15 protein-coding genes are annotated in these 17,897 nt (G+C 71.8%); 4 read left to right on the plus strand and 11 right to left on the minus strand.

What is annotated here, in order from left to right; all coding sequences use genetic code 11:
• Positions 1-354: 354 nt before the first annotated feature.
• Both lipA and lipB read right to left on the minus strand, forming a co-directional pair.
• Positions 355-1,320, minus strand: coding sequence for a lipoyl synthase (gene lipA, locus KQY30_RS26515; RefSeq protein ID WP_217308999.1), 966 nt, complete (start codon positions 1,318-1,320; stop codon positions 355-357).
• 247 nt (positions 1,321-1,567) lie between these two features.
• On the minus strand, positions 1,568-2,359 hold the full coding sequence (gene lipB, locus KQY30_RS26520; protein WP_217309000.1) for a lipoyl(octanoyl) transferase LipB: 792 nt from the start codon (positions 2,357-2,359) through the stop codon (positions 1,568-1,570).
• A gap of 295 nt (positions 2,360-2,654) precedes the next feature.
• Between lipB and KQY30_RS26525 the strand changes: the two genes are divergently transcribed.
• Positions 2,655-4,178 carry a regulator gene (locus KQY30_RS26525; RefSeq protein ID WP_217309001.1) on the plus strand — a complete coding sequence of 508 codons (1,524 nt, stop codon included), beginning with the start codon at positions 2,655-2,657 and terminating at the stop codon, positions 4,176-4,178.
• Between the two features lie 119 nt (positions 4,179-4,297).
• On the opposite strand, the gene KQY30_RS26530 is transcribed toward KQY30_RS26525, so the two are convergent.
• The gene (locus KQY30_RS26530) at positions 4,298-5,659 is read right to left on the minus strand and encodes an NAD(P)/FAD-dependent oxidoreductase (protein WP_217309002.1); all 1,362 of its coding nucleotides are present in this window, start codon (positions 5,657-5,659) and stop codon (positions 4,298-4,300) included.
• Between the two features lie 168 nt (positions 5,660-5,827).
• Positions 5,828-6,712, minus strand: coding sequence for a TIGR01777 family oxidoreductase (locus KQY30_RS26535; RefSeq protein ID WP_217309003.1), 885 nt, complete (start codon positions 6,710-6,712; stop codon positions 5,828-5,830).
• A gap of 42 nt (positions 6,713-6,754) precedes the next feature.
• Between KQY30_RS26535 and KQY30_RS26540 the strand changes: the two genes are divergently transcribed.
• Complete coding sequence (locus KQY30_RS26540) at positions 6,755-7,303, plus strand: GNAT family N-acetyltransferase (protein ID WP_217309004.1); 549 nt, start codon at positions 6,755-6,757, stop codon at positions 7,301-7,303.
• Positions 7,304-7,597: 294 nt separating this feature from the next.
• Here KQY30_RS26540 and KQY30_RS26545 read toward each other — a convergent pair whose 3' ends face one another.
• The gene (locus tag KQY30_RS26545; protein WP_217311339.1) at positions 7,598-8,146 is read right to left on the minus strand and encodes a DUF4240 domain-containing protein; all 549 of its coding nucleotides are present in this window, start codon (positions 8,144-8,146) and stop codon (positions 7,598-7,600) included.
• A gap of 87 nt (positions 8,147-8,233) precedes the next feature.
• The gene (locus KQY30_RS26550; protein WP_254407696.1) at positions 8,234-9,106 is read right to left on the minus strand and encodes a winged helix-turn-helix domain-containing protein; all 873 of its coding nucleotides are present in this window, start codon (positions 9,104-9,106) and stop codon (positions 8,234-8,236) included.
• A 274-nt stretch (positions 9,107-9,380) separates the two neighbouring features.
• Between KQY30_RS26550 and KQY30_RS26555 the strand changes: the two genes are divergently transcribed.
• Positions 9,381-9,596, plus strand: coding sequence for a hypothetical protein (locus KQY30_RS26555; RefSeq protein ID WP_217309006.1), 216 nt, complete (start codon positions 9,381-9,383; stop codon positions 9,594-9,596).
• A 28-nt stretch (positions 9,597-9,624) separates the two neighbouring features.
• Here KQY30_RS26555 and KQY30_RS26560 read toward each other — a convergent pair whose 3' ends face one another.
• Both KQY30_RS26560 and KQY30_RS26565 read right to left on the minus strand, forming a co-directional pair.
• The gene (locus KQY30_RS26560; RefSeq protein ID WP_217309007.1) at positions 9,625-10,563 is read right to left on the minus strand and encodes a winged helix-turn-helix domain-containing protein; all 939 of its coding nucleotides are present in this window, start codon (positions 10,561-10,563) and stop codon (positions 9,625-9,627) included.
• Positions 10,564-10,769: 206 nt separating this feature from the next.
• Positions 10,770-11,735, minus strand: coding sequence for a YafY family protein (locus tag KQY30_RS26565; RefSeq protein WP_217309008.1), 966 nt, complete (start codon positions 11,733-11,735; stop codon positions 10,770-10,772).
• Between the two features lie 166 nt (positions 11,736-11,901).
• Here KQY30_RS26565 and KQY30_RS26570 point away from each other — a divergent pair, with 166 nt between their 5' ends.
• Positions 11,902-12,303, plus strand: a complete 402-nt coding sequence (locus KQY30_RS26570; protein ID WP_046501449.1) for a DUF6221 family protein — start codon at positions 11,902-11,904, stop codon at positions 12,301-12,303.
• Positions 12,304-12,413: 110 nt separating this feature from the next.
• Here KQY30_RS26570 and aceE read toward each other — a convergent pair whose 3' ends face one another.
• The 3 genes from aceE to sucB all read right to left on the minus strand — a co-directional run bounded on the left by aceE (position 12,414) and on the right by sucB (position 17,860).
• A complete protein-coding gene (aceE, locus tag KQY30_RS26575; RefSeq protein ID WP_217309009.1) occupies positions 12,414-15,086 on the minus strand; it encodes a pyruvate dehydrogenase (acetyl-transferring), homodimeric type in 2,673 nt (890 codons plus the stop codon).
• 215 nt (positions 15,087-15,301) lie between these two features.
• Positions 15,302-15,925, minus strand: coding sequence for a GntR family transcriptional regulator (locus tag KQY30_RS26580; RefSeq protein ID WP_217309010.1), 624 nt, complete (start codon positions 15,923-15,925; stop codon positions 15,302-15,304).
• A gap of 132 nt (positions 15,926-16,057) precedes the next feature.
• Entirely contained in the window at positions 16,058-17,860 is a 1,803-nt protein-coding gene (gene sucB / locus KQY30_RS26585; protein ID WP_217309011.1) for a 2-oxoglutarate dehydrogenase, E2 component, dihydrolipoamide succinyltransferase, read from the minus strand.
• Positions 17,861-17,897 lie beyond the last annotated feature (37 nt).

Raw genomic sequence — 17,897 nt, forward strand, 5'->3', positions numbered from 1 at the left:
CCTCACGTGCGGGTCTGGTGCGGTGTGCACGAGCGTGCGCGGTGCGTGGAACCAGGCGCGGTGCGCAGAACCAGGCTGGTTCACAGGTTCATTCACTGGTGTTACCAGGGCGTGACCGAGTGGTCAAACGCGAATGAAACCCCGGCAGGTGGTCCGCGAACGGCCGTGAAAACGGCGGCGCGGCCCGTACCCGCCCCCGACCTGCGGGGAGGGTGCGGGCCGCGCTTCGGCCGGCCGCTACTGCTCAGTAGTCACTTGTGCCCGGATTCACAGAACGCTTGCGCCGGGCGGGTGGGATTCAGCGCCCGCACGCCGGAACGGCGACAGCCTCCGCCTCGGCCGACAGCCTCCGCCTCACACCGCCTGGCCCGCCACCGCCGCGCCACGCCGCTCGACCGCCTGCTGGTACAGCCGTCCCGCGCGGTACGAGGAGCGCACCAGCGGTCCCGACATCACGCCGGAGAAACCGATCTCCTCGGCCTCCTCCTTCAGCTCCACGAACTCGTGCGGCTTCACCCAGCGCTCGACCGGGTGGTGCCGTACCGAAGGCCGCAGGTACTGGGTGATCGTGATCAGCTCGCACCCCGCCTCGTGCAGATGCCGCAGCGCCTCACTGACCTCGGCGCGCTCCTCGCCCATGCCCAGGATCAGATTGGACTTGGTCACCAGGCCCGCCTCACGGGCACGCGTGATGACCTCGAGCGAGCGCTCGTACCGGAAGCCGGGCCTGATGCGCTTGAAGATGCGCGGCACCGTCTCGACATTGTGCGCGAGCACCTCGGGGCGGGACGAGAAGACCTCGGCGAGCTGCTCGGGCACCGCGTTGAAGTCGGGGATCAGCAGCTCGACCTTCGTACCGCCCGCCGCGCGCTCCGCCGTAAGGGTGTGGATCTGGCGCACGGTCTCCGCGTACAGCCACGCCCCGCCGTCCTCCAGGTCGTCACGGGCGACACCGGTGATCGTGGCGTAGTTCAGGTCCATCGCGACGACGGACTCGCCGACCCGGCGCGGCTCGTCACGGTCCAGCTCGGCCGGCTTTCCGGTGTCGATCTGGCAGAAGTCGCAGCGCCGCGTGCACTGGTCGCCACCGATGAGGAAGGTCGCCTCGCGGTCCTCCCAGCACTCGAAGATGTTCGGACAGCCCGCCTCCTGGCAGACCGTGTGCAGACCCTCGCTCTTCACGAGCTTCTGGAGCTGCTGGTACTCGGGACCCATTTTCGCCCGGGTCTTGATCCACTCGGGCTTGCGCTCGATGGGGGTCTGGCTGTTCCGGACCTCCAGACGCAGCATCTTGCGTCCGTCGGGTGCGACAGCGGACACGTCCGGCACCTCTCTCTGCTGGCGCGGCATTCGATTCTTCGGCGAACACCAGGTTACGCCCGATATTTACGTGGCATTACGTCTGGCCAACCCATGGCCAGAGGGGCGCATTCCCCCGCACAGGAACCCCCTGGAGCCCCTCGGCAGGAACCCCTGCACAGGAACCCCCGCACAGGAACCCCCGCTCGGGAGCCCCTGGACCGGGAGGGCCGGCGGCGGACCCGGCGGAGTCAGGCGCTCGGCGGAGTCAGGCGCTCGCCCGCTCCCGCGGTCTCAGTTCCGCGTGCGCGAGCACGTCCCGCAGATGCTCCTCCAGTACGGGAAGGACCTCCGCGATCGTGATGTCCCGGCCCAGCTCGTTCGAGAGCGAGGTGACCCCCGCGTCCCGGATCCCGCACGGCACGATCCGGTCGAACCAGGTGTTGTCCGGATTCACGTTCAGCGCGAAGCCGTGCATCGTCACGCCCTTGGCGACCCGGATACCGATCGCCGCCAGCTTGCGGTCCTCGCGGCGCTGGCCGGCGTTGGACGGGGCGTACTCCGGCCCGTTCAGCCGCGGGTCGAACTCCTCGTCCGCCACCCGCGGATCGAAGTCCAGCGACAGCCCGCCCAGGGACGGGCGTTCGCTCACCGGGTCCCCGAGCACCCACACCCCGCTGCGCCCCTCGACCCGGGTGGTCTCCAGGCCGAACTCGGCGACCGTACGGATCAGCGCCTCTTCGAGCCGGCGGACATGTGCGACGACATCGACCGGGCGCGGCAGCTTGAGGATCGGATAGCCCACGAGCTGGCCGGGGCCGTGCCAGGTGATCTTCCCGCCCCGGTCCACATCGATGACCGGGGTGCCGTCCAGGGGGCGCTCGCTGTCGGCCGTGCGCCGTCCCGCCGTATAGACCGGCGGATGCTCCAGCAGCAGACAGGTGTCGGGGATCTCGTCGGCGAAGCGGGCCGCGTGGACCCGGCGCTGCTCCTGCCATGCCTCCTGGTACTCGACGGCCTGCTCGCCGAACCCCAGTCGGACGTACCGAAGCTCACTCACCGCTCACTCACCAGCTCACTCACGGCCGCCTCCTCAGAACGTTCATCGTGCACGGGTCACGCCCCCGCCACTGTACGGCGGCTCCCCGCGGAGCGGCCGGGCAGGTGTTCCGGGGCCGGAGCACGGGGCTTCCGGCGGCCGGTACGCGGTGCCTCCCGTCAGCGGAGCCCTTGATCCTCACACGATCGGATGAATGTGGGGCGAAGGCAGCGGCGGAAGCGTTCGCGACCGCTAAATTCGCGCCGTTCCATATGGGCTGCTCCCCGGGCCCGGAAGGCAGGAGACCGCACAGCTAATGTCGGAACGACCTCCGCAGCGCATCCCCAACCGCCAGCTCGCCGCGCTCATCGCGGAAGCCGGATTCTCCAACGCAGGTCTCGCTCGCCGGGTGGATCAGCTCGGTCTCGAACACGGCCTGGATTTGCGGTACGACAAGACATCGGTGACGCGGTGGCTGCGCGGGCAGCAGCCGCGTGGCACGACCCCCGCGCTGATCGCCGAGGTGTTCACCCGCAGACTCGGCCGCCGGCTCACCGCGCAGGAGCTGGGGCTCGACGCCTGCGCGCCGGTCTACGCGGGCCTGGAATTCGCGTCCACCCCGGAAGAGGCGGTCGACATCGTCGCCGGGCTGTGGCGCAAGGACTCCGGCAGCCACTCGGAGCTGCGCAAGATCGCGTTCACCCCGGCCGGTCTTGTCGTCCCCAGCCGCGACTGGCTGATCGGACGAGCGGACGAACGGGTCGGCTCCGCCGGCCTCGAACCGTACGGGGCCGGCCGCGCCGCGGAGAACGGCGCCCGCGAGGCCGCGGGCCGTACCGGCGACAGCGGCGCCCCCTCGCACGAGGCCGGGCACCGGGTGCCCCTCCAGGGGCGGCAGGGCACCCTCCCCAGGCCCCGTACCGAGCGCGCGGCGGGCCAGCGGGTCACCCTCGGCGATGTCGCCGCCCTGCGCTCGGTCGGCGACCTGTTCAGCACCCTCGACCAGACCTACGGCGGCGGCCACGCCCGCCAGGCGCTCGTCCGCTATCTGGAGCACGAGGCCGAACCGATGCTGCGCGGGGTGTACGGAGAGGCCACCGGCCGCCGTCTCTTCGCCGCGGCGGCCGAGCTGACCCGGCTCGCGGGCTGGACCTCGTACGACATCGCCGCCCATGGCCTCGCCCAGCGCTATTTCGTACAGGCTCTGCGGCTGTCCCAGGCGGCCGGGGACCGCGCGTACGGCTCGTACATCCTGATCACCATGAGCCGCCAGGCCGTCTATCTGGGCCACGGCCGGGAGGCGGTCCAGCTCGCGCGGGTCGCCCAGCAGGGCGTCGGCGGTTCCGCGCCCCCGGTCGTGCAGGCGCTGCTGCACTCCGCCGAGGCGCGCGGGCACGGAGTGCTGGGGGAGGCGCGCGCGTGCACGTCCTCGCTCGTACGGGCCGAACGCGCGCTGGAGTCGGCGCGGCCCGGGGACGAGGTGCCGCACTGGGCGCGCTTCTACGACGAGGCGCAGCTCGCCGACGAGTTCGGGCACTGCCACCGCGATCTCCAGCAGTACCGCGCCGCCGCGCAGTACGCCGAGCGCTCGCTCCAGCTCCGCGCGCCGGCGTACGCCCGCAGCCGGCTCTTCTGCCGGGTGGTGCTCGCCTGCGCCCGGCTCGGGCTCGGCGAGCTGGACCAGGCGTGCCTGCTGGGAGCGGAGGCGGCGAAGCAGGTGACCGAGATGCGGTCGGCGCGGGCGGCGGAGTACGTACGGGACTTCGAGCGGCGGCTGGAGCCGTACCGGGACGCGGCGGCGGTACGGAACTATCGCGACCGGATCGCCTCGTTGGGCTGAACCGGCCGCACCCGGGGCCCGTCCGGCGACCGAGGACGAACCGCCGGCCGGGCCGGCTGTGTTCTGTCCTCAATCGCCGGACGGGCTCAAAATCTGCCCGTCCGGCGAACCGGCACCCCCTACGCCACCGCGGGCAGTTGCTCAGGCCCCTCCGGCCCCTCCTGTCCCGTCGTCTCCGCCGTCTCCTCCGCCGGGCGCACCCCCAGGTCGCGCAGGATCGCGTGCGCGGCGCGGCGGCCCGAGAACAGGGCGCCCTGGACCGTGTTCGTGTCCCGGTGGTCCCCGCACACGTACAGCCCCGACAACAGCCGCACCGGGCGCCGCAGATCGTGCGGCGGAGGCATCGCGGGCACCGCCTCCGGGTTGTGGTACGCGGCCAGCAGCTCCCAGTCGTCGGTCGGCGTCCCGTACAGCTTCGCGAGATGCGCGCGGACCGTACGGTCGAGTTCGGCGGCCGGGGGAGGGGTGCCGAGCACCGTCGACGAGATCAGCACCCGGCCCTCGGGTGCCCGCGCCGGATCGACCGCGCTCATCACGGCGGTGTGCGCGACCGGACCGCCCCGGTCCGCGTCCAGCAGCAGCGCCGGATCGGTCATCGGCGGCTCCGGCGCGGTGTGGTGCAGGACCGTCACGGGGTGGAAGTCCGGTGCCCGGAGCCCCGGCAGCAGCTCGGCCGCGGCCCGCGCGCCGGTCGCCAGGACCAGCGCGCGGCAGGTGATCTCGCCGTGCTCCTTGGTGGTGACACTGCTGATCGACGCGTCCGTGACGCACACATCCGTACGGACGGTGCCCTCCGGCAGGGCCCGCGCCAGCAGTTCGGGCAGCGCCGAGGCACCGCCCGCGGTGACGAACAGCCGGCCCCGCGCGAACGCCTGAAGCGCGAGATCGGCGCACCGGCTGGACGTCCCCAGATCCGGGTCGCAGAGCAGCGCGGACAGGAGCGGGCGGAGAAAGCCGTTGACGGTACGGGCGGGCAGGCCGCGGGCCGACAGGGCCTCCAGTGCGGTGCGTTCGGGGCGGGTCAGCAGCCGGCTCGTCGGGGTCGCCGCCAGCCGGCCCAGGACGGCGCTGAGCCGGGCCTGGTCGACCGCGCCGCCCAGCGGCGGGCGGGGGGCGCTCGCCAGGGCGCGTGCCACCGTCAGTGCGCTCCGCGCGCTCCCCACAGCCCCCGTCCGGTAGTTGCGCCCGTCGCTGTGCACGAGCACGCCCGGAGAGAACTTCCGCAGGCCCGCGCCGTCCAGACCCGGTGTACGGAGCAGCTCCGGATACGAGGTGGTGAGCAACTGCCCCTGGCGGTCGAGCCGGAAGCCGTCGACCTCGTCGGTCGCCATCCGGCCGCCCACGTGAGGGGCGGCCTCCAGGACGGTGACTCTTACTCCTGCGCTGGTCAGATGACGGGCCGCCGACAAACCCGCGATGCCGGCTCCGATGATGACGACGTCCGCCTGCTGAGCGGTCGAGTGGTGTGCGGTGCTGAGCACGTGCCCCTCCCCGATGTCGGCGCGGCCGGCGCCCGGCGACACCCGGGCGAGGCTCAAGTTCCGGTCGAGCGTAGAAAGAGGAGGGCCTCTCCGCTGCCGCGCGTGTGCGGGGTCACCGGTGCATGGGGGGTGCGCGCAGACCTCCGTACGAAGGCTGCCCGAGGGCCGTCAGGCCGCGCGGATCGCCTCGTCGATCGTGGGGAACGCGAATGTGAAGCCGGACTCCAACAGGTGCGCCGGCCGCACCCGTTGACTGCTCAGCACATCCTCCGAGAGATCGCCCAGCGCCACCCGCAGCGCCACCGCCGGGACCGGGAAGGGGGTCGGCCGGCGCAGCACCCGCCCCATCGCCGCCGTCACCTCGCGATTGGTGACCGGCTCGGGCGCCGTGAGGTTCACCGGGCCCTCCAGGCTCTCCGTGTCGATGAGATGCCGCAGCGCCGCCACTTCGTCGTGCAGGGAGATGAAGCTCCAGTACTGCTGCCCGCTGCCGAGCCGCCCGCCCAGACCCGCGCGGAAGACCGGGAAGAGCCGCCCCCACGCGCCGCCCGCGCGCGAGACCACCAGCCCGGTCCTGGCGTACACCGTCCGTACGCCCGCCTCCTCCGCGGCCGCGGCGGCCTCCTCCCACGCCAGGCAGAGCGACGGCAGGAAACCGTCCCCCGGCGGCGCGCTCTCGTCCACCGCCCGGCCGCCGGTGTCGCCGTAGAAGCCGATCGCCGAGCCGCACACCAGTACCCGGGGCGGCTCGGCGAGGGAGGCGACGGCCTCGGCGATCGCGGCCGTACCGAGGATCCGGCTGTCCCGGATCTCCTTCTTGTACGCCTCGGTCCAGCGCCGTCCGCCGATGGCCGCGCCCGCGAGATGGACGACGGCCTCGCAGCCGTGCAGCCGGCCGGTGTCGACGTACTGCCGCAAGGGGTCCCATTCGGCCTCGTCGTCCGCGCGCGCGGGGCGCCGCACGAGCCGTACGACCTCGTGGCCGTCAGCGCGCAGAGAGCGTACGAGTGCCGTACCGATGAGCCCGGTGGAGCCGGTGACCGCGATCCTCATGGCCCCATCCTGCCCCGGAACGCCGCGTGGCACAGTGGCATCATGCCCGTGCCTCCGCCGCCTCCTGCCAGGTCCGAACCGCGCACACCGCCCCGGATCCGCCCCGCCGCCCTCGCGGACGGTGACGTCCTGTCCGGTCTGAGCCTGCGGACCTGGTCGCCGCTGCATGCCGTGACGCCGAGGCCGGAGCCGCCCTTCGGCCCGTTCTTCGACGCCGTGCACGCGCCCGAGGACTATCTCGTCGCGGAGGTGGACACGTACGGCGGCGAGGACCGGATCGCCGGGTACATCCGGGTGGTACGGCCCACCCCGCTCGCCACCAACGCGCATGTACGGCAGATACAGGGACTGGCGGTGGACGAATGGGCGCGCGGCCGGGGCGTGGCACGCGCCCTGCTGCGCGCGGCGGTCCTGCACGCGCGCAACCAGGGCGCGCGGCGGCTGACACTGCGGGTGCTGGGGTACAACACGGCGGCGCGGACGCTGTACGAGGCGGAGGGCTTCGCGGTGGAGGGAGTGCTGCCGGAGGAGTTCTGTGTGGAGGGGACGTACGTCGACGACGTGTGCATGGGCCTGTCGCTGACGGAGTGAGCGAACGGCGCCGCCGGGCAGGTGACCGTAGGGCCGGGGCGGGCAGGTGACCGTACGGCCGGGGTCAGGCGTGACCGTACGACCCGGGCGCGGCGGTCGCACGAATACGAGTACGGGCCGGGCGCCGGGCCTAGGTTCTGTCCGGCGGATCTTCGTGGATCAGCCCGGGGCGGCTGGTGCGGTGGATCGCAAGGCGGAGGATCGTCCTCGTACTGGACGTACTTGGACGGTCCGACAACGCAGCGAGGTGCCGTGCCAGGCGTTCCGGGCCCGCGAAGATCCGCCGGACAGGGCCTAACGGCCCTTCCTGACCTCCCCCGCCGTCTGGGCCCCGAAGCGCTCCCAGAGCCGGGGAAAGCGCTCCGCCAGCGCCGTCTCGTCCTCGAAGTCCAGCGGTGCGCCCTGCGGCTCCGCGGTCTGCGGCGGGATGCCCAAGTCCGGTGCCACCACCCCGGTGAGCTGTTCGTACGCCTCGTCCGCCGCGTACCCCAGCTCCTCGCCGTCCCCGTCGAGGTCCTCGTCGAACTCGTCGAGCAGTTCGGCGAGGCTGTCGGGATCGTGCACCCCGCCCTCGAAGATCTCGCGGCCCTGCCCGATGAGCCAGCAGCGGAAGTAGTCGAACGCGTCGTCGCTCGCGCCGCCCAGCAGAACGGCGGCGGCGCCCCACAGATCCCAGCGGTAGGCGCGGTTGTAGCGGGACTCGAAGTGCCGGGCGAAGTCCAGGACGGAGTCGGGATCGAGCGTCAGCAGCCGTTCGACCAGCAGGTCGGCGTGGTCCTCGGGGTCGCCCTCGGCGGCCTCGCGAGTGCTGTCGACGATCTCCCAGAACTCCGTCTCGTCCATCACGGGTCAAGCATCGTGCTTGGCGGAGGGCCGCGCACGCGGAGCCGCCGAAATCACGCCCCTTTCTCACACGCGCGAGGCACGGGCTCAGGACCCCGGCTGGTCCGCCAGTGGCAGCGGCTGCGCGACCTGCTCCCAGCGCGACTCGAACCAGCGCGCGATCTGCTCGAACCGGGCCCGCTCCACCGCGCTTGTCCCCTCCGCCGTCAGCGAGGACGCGAACAGATCGCCGCTGCGCAGCTCCAGCACGTCCAGCGAGGCACCGTCCGGATTGTTCTGCATCTGACCGCGCTCCAGCCAGTAGTACCCGGTCAGCAGCTCCGTACCGTTGATCAGATAGCGCTTCTCGCCGGGGATCGTCGGCAGCCCGCGGACGGCCACCGAGACCTGCTCGACCAGCCCCCGTTCGGCCAGCAGGGTCAGCGAGTGCTCCAGCGCCCCGGCGTATGTACGGATCACATGGCGCAGCCTCGCCAGCGGCCTGGGGTCGGCGGGGTCGTCGGCGTGGCGCGGATACGGGTGGCTGGTCACCAGGTCGGGCAGGAGCACCCGTACGGTGATCGACTCCGGCGGACGGCGGCGGCCCTCCCGGATCGCCTCGACCTCGTTCTGCACCGCCTTGCTGAGCTGCTCGGTGGTCAGCGACCAGACATCGAGGGTGACATGCCGGGCGGCGAAGGCACGGGTGATGTGGTGGGCCAATGGCTGGAGGTTGGCAGTCCGGTTGGCGACCCGGGCGGCCCGGCCGGGCGCGCCCTCCTCCAGGAGGCCCTCGTCGCGGAGCATCTGCTGGGCGCTCTGGATGGTGCCGCGGCCCACGCCGTACCGCCGCTGGAGCTGATGCTGCTTGGGCAGCGCCTGGCCCGCGGGCAGCCGGCCCTCCAGGATCTGGCTGCGCAGATCGTCGGCGATGGAGCGGTACTGGGGGAGGTCGTCGCCTCCTCCCCGCTCGGTGGGCATCACACTGCCGAGGCTACAACCGCTGTTCAAGCCGGGACAGATACCTGCGTCCACCGGTCAACTCGTCCCGTCGGCCGGTGAAGTGACCGGCCGAACGGTCAGGCCGGACGGCCTGCACCACAATGGCCGCCATTGCCGGCGGGTATGGGAAGGGGACTGATACCCGACCATTGGCCTTCTCTCCGCAGCATTTCTCTGCCAACGGGGTGCCAACCGCAGGGTGTCCCGTTCATGCAGGGTCGAAGCGCGATGAAACGGAAGCGGAGGAGATGCCATGGGGGCACTGACACGAATCGAATGGCTGGTGGAACTGGTGACCCGGGCCGCGCAGTTGGCGGGGATCCTGGGGCCCCAGGGGTCGATGGGCGTACTGGTCTGCGCCCTGCTGCTCCGCGCGGCACGCGCCGACCGCGCCGACCGGACACAGACCGTCAATCTGCTCTGCGCGGCCTCGGTGCTGCTGATCCTGCTGCTCGTGGCCTCGGGCTGACCGGCGGCGGCGCGGGGCCGGTGCGCGGTCAGGAGTCCCAGGGCACCGCGATGGTGTTCCACAGCGAGTCGAACCACTGCTGGGTCTGGTCCACATAGGCCGCCGTGACATGGTCGTCGTCGACCGCGGTGTGCCGGAACAGCATGCCTTCCACGCCGAGCATGTCGTAGATCTCGATCGGGTCGTCCCGGTCGAGGTCCACCCGGCGGGACTGCACCTGGTAGTGGCCCGCCAGTACTTCCTGCCCATTGAGGATGTAGACCTTCTGGGTCGGGCTGATCGAGACCTTCCGCGCCTCCACCGAGACCTCGGGGACCAGTCCGCGGACGGTCAGCATCCGCAGGGAGTGGCGCAGCGAGCCGTAGATGTGGGCGGTGGTCTCCCGGAGCCGCTCGCGCGGCCGGGTGTTCGCCGGCTCGCCGACGACCTGGGGGAGTGCCAGCGGATCGTCCGCGTTCGGCAGCAGGATCCGTACGGCGATCCGCTCCGGGTTCCGTACGCCGGCGGTGCCGAGCGCGACGAGCGGTCCCGCGAGGGCGGAGGCGAGGGTCTCGCCGTTGAGGCAGTACGCGTCGATGGTCACCCGCCGGTGCCGGAAGCACTGGGCGACCCGCTCGCCGAGGAACACCCCGGCGGGGCGCGGCGGATGGCGGCGCGGCGCGGGTACGTCGTCGGCGCGGCCATGGCCGCGCGGCTCCGCCGGGAGCGGGGAGGCCAGCGGGGTGGTCCTGGCGACCGTCGCGGGGGTGCCCTGCTGGGCGCGCTTGATCAGGCCCTCGTGTTCGAGGAGCTCCAGGGCCCGGCGGACCGCGCCGCGCGGCACTTTGTACTGTTCGCTCAGCTCGGCCTGGGTGGGAATCCGCTCGCCGACGCGCAGCTCCCCCTGGGAGATGTGATGGCGCAGCGCGTCCGCGACCACATCCCGTGGACGCTGTTGTCCCTCGGTCAGGGCGCTGTCTCCGGACACAGCCAAACTCTACAACAGCCTGCCAATGGAGGAGAGTTGCCGGAAGCGGACATCTCGCCACTGCCAATGCCCGGCCATTGAGGCCGTTTTGGCGCGCGGGGATGCGTGCGCGGGAAGCCGTGCGCGGGGGGCGCGTGCAGGGCGCGCTCAGGGCGTGTACGTGGGGCGTGTGCGGGGGCGTGTATGTGAGCGTGTACGGGGCGCTCTCACCCGTACAGCGCGCGCATCCGTTCCGCCGCCTCGGCGAACCGGCCGCGCAGCGAGGCCGGTTCCAGGATCTCCGCGTCCGGGCCGAGGGTGAGCAACTGCGTGAACGCCACGTCTTCGGACTCCACCGGCAGCGTCACGGTGAGCAGGCCGTCGGCGCCGACGGGACCGGCCGCGGCGACGGCCTCACGGGCGGCGGCCCGGTCCACGACATACGGCAGCCTGCGGGCGCCGTCCGCGGAGAGCCGTACCACGATCTCGGCGCGCAGCAGCGAGCGCGCGAACTCCGCCGACTGCTCGTCCCAGAAGGTGGGCAGATCGAAGGATTCCTCCCTGACGAAACGTTCCTTCTGAGGCTCGACCGTGGTGAACCGGTCGATCCTGTACACCCGGAACGTCCCCTGCACACAGGCGCACAGATACCAGACCCCGGCCTTCAGCACGAGACCGTACGGCGCCAGCTCCCGCTCCACCTCGGTGTCCCCGCGCCGGTAGCGGGCGCCCAGCAGCCGGTTGTCCCACACCGCCTCCGCGATGGCCGGAAGCAGTTCGGGCGTCTGCGGCTCCTGGTACCAGCCGGGCGCGTCGAGATGGAAGCGCTGCGCCGCCGACTCCGGGGCGTCCCGCAGCGACGGCAGCAGCGCCGCCGACACCTTCAGCCGGGCCGCCGACGACACGTCGTCGAGCCCCATCTCCCGCAGCGCGCCCGGCACTCCGGAGAGGAACAGCGCCTCGGCCTCGCCGCGCGCCAGACCGGTCAGCCGGGTGCGGTAGCCGCCGATCAGCCGGTATCCGCCGCTCCTGCCCCGGTCCGCGTAGACCGGCACGCCCGCCTCGGACAGCGCCTGGGCGTCCCGGGTGATGGTCCGCTCGCTGACCTCGAGCTCCCGTGCCAGCTCGGCAGCGGTCATGGAGGGTCTGGACTGGAGCAGGAGAACCATCTTGATCAGCCGGGCAGCGCGCATGACTCCATGATGCCGGGGGGCCCGGCGGGCCGTGGAAGCGGTTGGCCAATTCGCGTGGCCGGATTCCATGACAAGTGGCGTATACGCGGCCAGATCCCGTATAGATCACACACAGACGGCTGGATCACATACAGACCGCGTACGGGACGGCAAAGGACCGGAACTGATGACAGACCACGACACCGACCTGGTGGCCTTCGTCCGGGCACGCCTCGACGAGGAGGAGCGGATCGCGCGGGAGGCCGGCGAGGAGGACTGGCGGTGCCCGCCCGAGCTGCCGGGCGAGATCCACGACCGTACCGGCGGGATCGCCTTCGCCGTGCGCACGCGCGGCTACGACCGGCACATCGCCCGCCAGGACCCGGCGTACACCCTCCGCCGGATCGAGACGAACAGGGTGCTCCTCGACGAGTACACGGAAGTGGCCGCACTCGACATCGACCGACCGGTCCGCGACTTCGCCTCGGGGCGGGCCGTCGGGCTGGGCTTTGTCGTACGGCAGTTGGCCGCCGAGCACGCGGGACACCCGGACTACCAGGTCAAGTGGCTGCCCCGGTTCGCGCGGTGAGCACGCGGGGCCGCACGGACGGCGCGGGCCCGCACGGACGGCGCCCCTCCCGGATCCTGTGAACGGGAGGGGCGTCGCGTCCCGGGGTGTCGGCCGGCCGGCCTTCCGGATCAGAGGCCGTAGCGCTCGCGGGCCTCGACGACCCGCTCAGGCTTGATCTCGCCCCTGCGGGCGAGCTGCGCCAGCGCCGCCACCACGACCGACCGGGCGTCCACACCGAAGTGGCGCCGGGCCGCGTCACGGGTGTCGGAGAGGCCGAAGCCGTCCGTGCCGAGCGAGGTGTAGTCCTGCTCCACCCACTGGCTGATCTGGTCCGGGACCTGGCGCATCCAGTCGCTGACCGCGAGGACCGGGCCCGGCGCGCCGGAGAGCGTCCGGGTCACATACGGCACCCGCTCCTCGCCGCGCAGCAGCGCCGCGTCCGCCTCCATGGCGTCCCGCCGCAGCTCGCTCCAGGAGGTCGCGGACCAGACATCGGCCGTGACACCCCAGTCGGCGGCGAGCAGTTCCTGCGCCTCCAGGGCCCAGTGGATCGCCGTACCCGACGCGAGGAGCTGGGTACGGGGGGAGTCCGCGGCCGCCGGGGTGCCCTCCCTGAAGCGGTACAGGCCCTTGACGATGCCCTCCTCGACGCCCTCCGGCATCGCGGGCTGCGGCATCGGCTCGTTGTAGACCGTCAGGTAGTAGAAGACGTCCTCGGCGTCCGGACCGTACATCCGGCGCAGGCCGTCCTTGACGATCACGGCGATCTCGTACGCGAACGCCGGGTCGTAGTTGAGCGAGGCCGGGTTGGTGGACGCGATCAGATGCGAATGCCCGTCCGCGTGCTGGAGCCCCTCGCCCGTCAGGGTCGTACGGCCCGCCGTGGCGCCCACGATGAAGCCCTTGCCGAGCTGGTCGGCGAGCTGCCACATCTGGTCGCCCGTACGCTGCCAGCCGAACATCGAGTAGAAGATGTAGAACGGGATCATCGGCTCGCCGTGCGTCGCGTACGACGTGGCGGCGGCGATGAAGTCGGCCATCGAACCGGCCTCGGTGATCCCCTCGTTGAGGATCTGGCCGTCCTTGGCCTCCTTGTAGTACATGATCTGGTCGCGGTCGACCGGATCGTACGTCTGGCCCAGCGGCGAGTAGATGCCGGCCGACGGGAACAGCGCCTCCATACCGAAGGTGCGCGCCTCGTCCGGGACGATCGGGACCCAGCGCCTGCCGGTCTCCTTGTCCCGCATCAGGTCCTTCATCAGCCGTACGAACGCCATGGTGGTCGCCACCGGCTGCTTGCCCGAGCCCTTGTAGACCGTCTGGAACGGCCGGTCGGACGGCTCGGGCAGCACGACCGGGTGCACCCGGCGGGCCGGCGCGGGACCGCCCAGCTCCGCCCGGCGCTCCTGGAGGTACCGCACCTCCGGGGAGTCCGCGCCCGGGTGGCCGTACGGCATCAGGTCCTCGTTGAGCTTCGCGTCCGGGATGGGCAGCCCGAGCAGGTCCCTCATCGAGCGGTACTGCTCGCCCGAGAGCTTCTTCATCTGGTGGTTGGCGTTGCGCGACTCGAAGCCGGGGCCGAGGGTGTAGCCCTTCACGGTCTGCGCCAGGATCACCGTCGGGGCGCCCTTGTGCGCCAGGGCCGCGCGGTACGCCGCGTACACCTTGCGGGCCTCGTGGCCGCCGCGCGAGGTGAAGAAGCACTCGGCGATCTTCGCGTCGGACAGCAGCTTCGACATCTCGATCAGCGCCGGGTCGACACCGAAGAAGTGCTCGCGGATGTAGGCGACGTCCCGTGCCGCGTACGTCTGGAACTGCGCGTCCGGCACCTGGCGCAGCCGGCGCACCAGCGCGCCCGTGGTGTCCAGGGCGAACAACTCGTCCCAGGCGGAGCCCCACAGCGACTTGACGACATTCCAGCCGGCACCGCGGAACTGGGCCTCCAGCTCCTGCACGATCTTGAAGTTCGCGCGGACCGGGCCGTCGAGGCGCTGGAGGTTGCAGTTGATGACGAAGGTCAGATTGTCGAGCTGCTCGCGGGACGCCAGGGCGAGTGCCGCCGTCGACTCGGGCTCGTCCATCTCGCCGTCGCCGAGGAAGGCCCACACGTGCGAGGCGGAGGTGTCCTTGATCCCGCGGTTCGACAGATAGCGGTTGAAACGCGCCTGGTAGATCGCGGAGAGCGGGCCGAGGCCCATGGAGACGGTCGGGAACTCCCAGAGCCAGGGCAGCCGCCGCGGATGCGGGTACGAGGGGAGCCCCTGGCCGCCCGCCTCCTGGCGGAAGTTGTCGAGGTGCGCCTCGGTCAGCCGGCCGTCGAGGAAGGCGCGGGCGTAGATACCGGGGGAGGCGTGGCCCTGGATGTAGAGCTGGTCGCCGGAGCCGTCCCCGCCCTCCTTGCCGCGGAAGAAGTGGTTGAAGCCGGTCTCGTACAGCCAGGCGGCCGAGGCGAAGGTCGCGATATGGCCGCCGACCCCGAGCCGGGAGCCGCGGGTGACCATCGCCGCCGCGTTCCAGCGGTTCCAGGCGGTGATCCGGGACTCCATCTCCTCGTCACCGTCGAAGTGCGGCTCGGCGGCGGTCGGGATGGTGTTGACGTAATCGGTCTCCAGGAGCGCCGGCACCGGGACCCCGGCCGTTCCGGCGTGCTGGAGGGTGCGGCGCATCAGATACGCGGCGCGGTGGGGGCCGGCGTGCTCGGTCACGGCGTCGAGGGAGGCCGCCCATTCGGCGGTCTCCTCGGCGTCACGGTCCGGGAGCTGGTCCAGCTCGCTCGGAAGCTTGCCTACGGGGTCGGGCATGGTCGCCGCCTTCCGACAGGAGGGGGTGGAGAAAAGCCTTGTCTGGCAGGACAGGGCGGAGGGGCTGGGTGCAGCCCGCCTCCGACTGTAAGTCGCTGATCGATGATCGATCAAAGGGTTGCCGGGCAAAACTTCTCGATCGGAAGAAATTGGCATTCCGTGCCCCAGAAGGGGGCACCCAGTGACGGGTGACAAAGCATTGCGGAAGGGGCGGATCAGGCGCGCGGCGCACATCCGAGCACATGGTCCTTCACCAGTGTGCCGATGAGCGGATCCCGCCGGCGGAACGCCTCGACCAGTTCCTCGTGCTCCTCGGCGTACGACTGCTGTACGGTCCCGAGCCAGCGGATCGACAGGGCCGTGAACACCTCGATGCCCAGCCCCTCCCAGGTGTGCAGCAGGACGCTGTTCCCGGCGGCCCGCACCAGCTCCCGGTGGAAGGCCACGGTGTGCCGCACCTGGCCCGTACCGTCCGCCTTGCGGTCCGCCTCGTACAGCGCCGCCACATGCGGCTCCAGCGTGGAGCAGTCCAGGGCCAGCCGCTCGGCGGCCAGTTCGGCGGCGATCTGCTCCAGACCGGCCCGTACGGGATAGCTCTCCTCAAGGTCGGCCGCGGTCAGATTCCGTACCCGTACGCCCTTGTTGGGGGCCGATTCGATCAGCCGCAGGCTCTCCAGCTCACGCAGCGCCTCACGTACCGGGGTCTGGCTGACCTGTAGTTCCGTGGCGATCCGGCGCTCCACGATCCGCTCGCCCGGCTTCCAGCGGCCGCTGACGATCCCCTCCACGATGTGCTCGCGGATCTGCTCGCGGAGCGAGTGGATGACGGGCTGGACCATGAAACGCTCCTCGGTGGCAGCGGTCGATGTGTAGACAATACGGCGCGTGCCCCGCACGACAGCGCCCCCGCCCGGAGCGGATCCGGGCGGGGGCGCTGTGTCATGCCGACTCGTACGGGCTGTCCGTGGGACCTACAGTCCCAGCTCCACCTCGAACTCGCCCGCTTCCAGGATCGCCTTGACCGCCGTCAGATAGCGGGCGGCGTCGGCGCCGTCCACCAGGCGGTGGTCGTAGGAGAGGGCGACATACGTCATGTCGCGCACCGCGATCGTCTCGCCCAGGTCCGGGTGGTTGATGACCACCGGACGACGGACCGTGGCACCGATGCCCAGGATGGCGACCTGGCTCGGCGGCACGATGATCGTGTCGAACAGGGCGCCGCGCGAACCGGTGTTGCTGATGGTGAAGGTCGCGCCGGCCAGATCGTCCGGGGTGATCCGGCTGGCGCGGACGGCCGCCGCCAGCTCCGCGGTCTTCTTGGAGATACCGGCGATGTTCAGATCGCCCGCGCCCTTGATGACCGGGGTCATCAGGCCCTTCTCGGAGTCCACCGCGATACCGATGTTCTCGGTGTCGAAGTAGGTGATCGTGCCGTCGTCGTTGATCCGGGCGTTGATGACCGGGTGGGCCTTCAGCGCCTGGGCCGCGGCCTTGACGAAGAACGGCATCGGGGACAGCTTGACGCCCTCGCGGGCGGCGAAGGAGTCCTTGGCCTGCGCGCGCAGCCGCATCAGCTTGGTGATGTCCACCTCGACCACCGAGGTGAGCTGGGCCTGCGTGTGCAGGGCCTTCATCATGTTCTCGCCGATGACCTTGCGCATCCGGGTCATCTTGACGGTCTGGCCGCGCAGCGGGGACGCCTCCAGCTTCGGCGCCCTGGACACCGCGGCGGGAGCGGCGGCCGGGGCCTTGGCCTGGGCGGCTGCCTGTGCCGCGGCCGCCTTCGCGGCCTGGGCGGCGGCTTCCGCGGCGGCGATGACGTCCTGCTTGCGGATACGGCCGCCGACGCCGGTGCCCTTGACCGTGCTCAGATCGACACCGCTCTCGGCGGCGAGCTTCCGTACCAGCGGGGTGACATACGCGCCCTCGTCCTCGGCGGCCGTGGGGCTCACCACGGGCGCCGCCGGAGCGACAGGGGCGGGCTGCTGCACCACGGGCGCGAGGGCCGGCGGAGCCGGGGGCGCGACCGGAGCGGCCGGGGTCGGGGGAGCCACCGGCGCGGGCGCCGGGGCCGGGGCGGGCGCGGCGGCGACCGGAGCGGGCGCCGGAGCGGCCGGGGCCGGGGCAGGCGCGGCCGGGGCGGCGGGCGCCGCGGGAGCGGCACCCGGGGCGCCGATCACCGCGAGCTTGGCGCCGACCTCGGCGGTCTCGTCCTCGCCCACCACGATCTCCAGCAGCACACCGGAGGCCGGGGCGGGAATCTCGGTGTCCACCTTGTCGGTGGAGACCTCGAGCAGCGGCTCGTCGGCCTCGACCGACTCGCCGACCTCCTTCAGCCAGCGTGTGACCGTGCCCTCGGTGACGCTCTCGCCGAGCGCCGGAAGGACCACATCGGTCCCGGACGCAGCGCCCGCCGGAGCGGCGGCCGGTACGGGAGCGGGCTGGGCGGCCGGAGCCGGAGCCTCGGCCACCGGGGCCGGGGCGGGTACGGGGGCGGGCTCGGCGACGGGGGCCGGGGCGGCCGCGGGAGCGCCCGTACCGTCGTCGATGATGGCCAGCTCGGCGCCGACCTCCACGGTCTCGTCCTCGGCGACCTTGATGGACGCCAGCACACCGCCGGCCGGGGCCGGGATCTCGGTGTCGACCTTGTCGGTGGAGACCTCGAGCAGCGGCTCGTCGGCCTCGACGCGCTCGCCCTCGGCCTTCAGCCAGCGGGTGACAGTGCCCTCGGTGACGCTCTCGCCGAGCGCCGGCAGGGTTACGGAAACCGCCATGGTTTCAGTTGCTCCTAACGAATGTGCGGTAGGTGGT

It is taken from the genome of Streptomyces sp. GMY02 (assembly GCF_019056675.1).
GTDB classification, from domain to species: Bacteria; Actinomycetota; Actinomycetes; order Streptomycetales; family Streptomycetaceae; genus Streptomyces; species Streptomyces odonnellii.

Excerpts from the sequence above, each read along its gene's own strand:
- KQY30_RS26525 (WP_217309001.1), top strand. The coding sequence starts at position 2,655 with ATGTCGGAACGACCTCCGCAGCGCATCCCCAACCGCCAGCTCGCCGCG.
- KQY30_RS26535 (WP_217309003.1), bottom strand. The coding sequence starts at position 6,712 with ATGAGGATCGCGGTCACCGGCTCCACCGGGCTCATCGGTACGGCACTC.
- KQY30_RS26540 (WP_217309004.1), top strand. The coding sequence starts at position 6,755 with ATGCCCGTGCCTCCGCCGCCTCCTGCCAGGTCCGAACCGCGCACACCG.
- KQY30_RS26545 (WP_217311339.1), bottom strand. The coding sequence starts at position 8,146 with ATGGACGAGACGGAGTTCTGGGAGATCGTCGACAGCACTCGCGAGGCC.
- KQY30_RS26550 (WP_254407696.1), bottom strand. The coding sequence starts at position 9,106 with ATGCCCACCGAGCGGGGAGGAGGCGACGACCTCCCCCAGTACCGCTCC.
- KQY30_RS26555 (WP_217309006.1), top strand. The coding sequence starts at position 9,381 with ATGGGGGCACTGACACGAATCGAATGGCTGGTGGAACTGGTGACCCGG.
- KQY30_RS26565 (WP_217309008.1), bottom strand. The coding sequence starts at position 11,735 with ATGCGCGCTGCCCGGCTGATCAAGATGGTTCTCCTGCTCCAGTCCAGA.
- KQY30_RS26570 (WP_046501449.1), top strand. The coding sequence starts at position 11,902 with ATGACAGACCACGACACCGACCTGGTGGCCTTCGTCCGGGCACGCCTC.
- aceE (WP_217309009.1), bottom strand. The coding sequence starts at position 15,086 with ATGCCCGACCCCGTAGGCAAGCTTCCGAGCGAGCTGGACCAGCTCCCG.
- KQY30_RS26580 (WP_217309010.1), bottom strand. The coding sequence starts at position 15,925 with ATGGTCCAGCCCGTCATCCACTCGCTCCGCGAGCAGATCCGCGAGCAC.
- sucB (WP_217309011.1), bottom strand. The coding sequence starts at position 17,860 with ATGGCGGTTTCCGTAACCCTGCCGGCGCTCGGCGAGAGCGTCACCGAG.